We start from the raw sequence: 2,550 nt of genomic DNA, 5'->3' as shown, positions 1-2,550 counted from the left end.
CCGTCAATGAAATAGGAAGCATGATATGGCCGTCCGTCAAGATTGAAATCCCATAGAAGACAACCACGAATTGGACAAGCAGTGGTGTGTTTTGGAAGATTTCGACATAAACACGAGCAATGCCACGAAGCACCTTGTTATGAGTTGAACTCATGGCACCAAAGATGAGCCCAAGAAGAAGGGCAACAATCAAGGCACCAATCGAAATACCGAGGGTGTAGAAGAAGCCTTTAGCAAATTGTCCAAAGTTAGCGAAGAAAGCAGCCCAACGTTCAAGAGCGAAAGGACTAGCCGTTTCAGTTAAAAGATACATATATTCAGGACTCCTTTCTATTTGTCTTCAGCCTTAGCTGGTTTCAAGTGATATTTATCGTATAGTTTTTGAAGACTACCGTCTTTTTGCCATTTCGCCAGCAAATCGTTGGTATAGTCAATCAAGTCTTGGTTAGACTTACTTGAAGCGATACCGTATTCTTGAGTTTTGAAACCTTCTTTCAAGGTTTTTGTCTTCTTGCTTTCATAGCCAGAAAGGATAGATTTATCAACTGAGAAGGCATTTACACGGTGAGCATAAAGAGATACAGCCAATTCAGGGAAAGAACCGAGTTGAACGTAGTTGAACTTAAGATTGTGGGCTGAGGCATATTCTTGCAAGGCAGCCTTAGTTGACGCACCTTGAGAAACCCCGATAGTCTTACCGTTCAAATCTGAGATTTTATTAATACCTGAATCCTTAAGAACCAAGAAACCAATTTGGTCATAGTAGTAAGGATTTGAGATGGCGTAAGATGCCTTACGTTCATCATTGATGGTATAAGTACCGATAAGTAAGTCAATTGTTCCGTTATCCATAAGAGGTTCACGAGTTTGTGTTGTTACTGGAATATAGTTGACTTTCACTTTGAGCTCATCGGCAATTTTTTAGCAAGATCGACTTCCATACCCTCGTAGGTATTGGTCTTAGCAGAATAGTAACCAAAGTTAGGAACGTCCTGCTTAACACCAACGTTAAGTGTACCTCGCTTAACAATTTTTTGAACTGCTTTACTATTTAAGAGCTTGCTCTTATCTTCAGCCACCGTTTTATGACTTGAGATAAGAAAAACCGTTGCTATAGCTAGAGTGGCGACTGTCAGGTAACGTAAGATTTTTTTGAAAATCATAGGCCACCTCCTTAGGCGTCGACTTGAACACGATCAGAGTTGTGATCGATAATCTTAGAAAGGAATTGCACAGCACGAGGTTCCGTAGGGTTGTCAAAGAAACCATCCACATCAGTAGTGTCAACAAGAATTTGACCTTCGGCCATGAAAATAATACGGTCAGCCACACTACGGGCAAATCCCATTTCGTGGGTAACAACTACCATGTTCATGCCACCTTTGGCAAGGTTTTGCATAACGGCCAGAACATCACCAATAGTTTCAGGGTCAAGGGCTGATGTTGGTTCGTCAAAGAGCAAAAGCTCAGGATTCATGGCAAGACCACGAGCAATAGCGACACGTTGTTTTTGTCCACCAGAAAGCATACCTGGATAAGAATCTTTTTTGTCCCACATGTTAACGTAGCGAAGGAATTTCTCAGCAGTCTTTTCAGCTTCAGCCTTACTGATGCCGAGAACCTTGATAGGTGCCAAGGTTACATTTTCGAGAACGGTTTTGTGTGGGTAGAGGTTAAAGTGTTGGAAAACCATACCAGCTTCTTTACGAAGTTCAACCAAATCTTTGGCAGATGCTTCAGTAACGTTATGTCCGTTAACGATGAGGGTCCCATTCTCAATAGATTCCAAAGCATTAATTGTACGGATAAGGGTAGATTTTCCGGAACCAGAAGGTCCCAAGAGAACCACAACTTGTCCTTTTTCAATTTCTAGATTGATATCACGAAGCGCATGATAGTCTCCGTAATATTTATTTACATTTTTAAATTCAATAAGTGCCATAAGAGTCTCCTTTAATGGGAATTCTTGTTAGATTATCTAACATACAATAAATTTTAGCATAAGTGAAGCTGAATGTCAAAAAATTCCGAATATTCTTTCAAAACGTTCGCCTTTTACTATATAATTAATCACTTTTTTATATAAATATGAGTAAACGAAAAACCCACCCGAAGGCGAGTTTCTTATTCACTAGCTTGTTCCCATTGTTTAGAGAGGTAGCGAGAGTAGCTAGAGATGGCAAAGTTAACCACGAAATAAGCTAAAGCCACGATACCGTACAAGGTAAAAATTTGGCTTGGTTCGTAGTAACCCCCCATCAAAATTTGACTCTTACCAAACAATTCTTGTAAGGCAATAACAGAGTAAAGGAAAGAAGTATCCTTGATGACTGTTACAAACTGAGAAATAATTGATGGCAACATCTTACGGATAGCCTGTGGGAAGATAATGTAAACAAAGATTTGCTTATTGGTAAGTCCTTGAGACAATCCAGCTTCCGTTTGTCCATGGTCAATAGAGTTGAGTCCCCCACGAATAATTTCTGCCAAGGCAGCAGACGTGAAGACTGTGAAAGAGGTAATTCCTGCTGCTGTAGACTTAAGTTGGAA

The 2,550-nt window shown here is 40.2% G+C and carries 3 protein-coding genes and 1 pseudogene; all 4 read right to left on the bottom strand.

What is annotated here, in order from left to right; genetic code table 11:
* Nucleotides 1-313 (bottom strand): ABC transporter permease subunit (locus tag HSISS3_RS05145; RefSeq protein ID WP_042771849.1); only part of this gene is annotated, 313 nt, incomplete at its 3' end.
* A 17-nt stretch (nucleotides 314-330) separates the two neighbouring features.
* Nucleotides 331-1,163: pseudogene (locus HSISS3_RS05140) on the bottom strand (transporter substrate-binding domain-containing protein).
* An 11-nt stretch (nucleotides 1,164-1,174) separates the two neighbouring features.
* Nucleotides 1,175-1,942, bottom strand: coding sequence for an amino acid ABC transporter ATP-binding protein (locus HSISS3_RS05135; RefSeq protein ID WP_008534491.1), 768 nt, complete (start codon nucleotides 1,940-1,942; stop codon nucleotides 1,175-1,177).
* Between the two features lie 182 nt (nucleotides 1,943-2,124).
* Nucleotides 2,125-2,550 (bottom strand): amino acid ABC transporter permease (locus HSISS3_RS05130; RefSeq protein ID WP_042771846.1); only part of this gene is annotated, 426 nt, incomplete at its 5' end.

Origin of the sequence: Streptococcus sp. HSISS3 (assembly GCF_000448605.1) — a bacterium.
In the GTDB taxonomy this organism is placed as follows: domain Bacteria; phylum Bacillota; class Bacilli; order Lactobacillales; family Streptococcaceae; genus Streptococcus; species Streptococcus raffinosi.
This window is presented reverse-complemented; position numbering and strand designations above follow the sequence as displayed.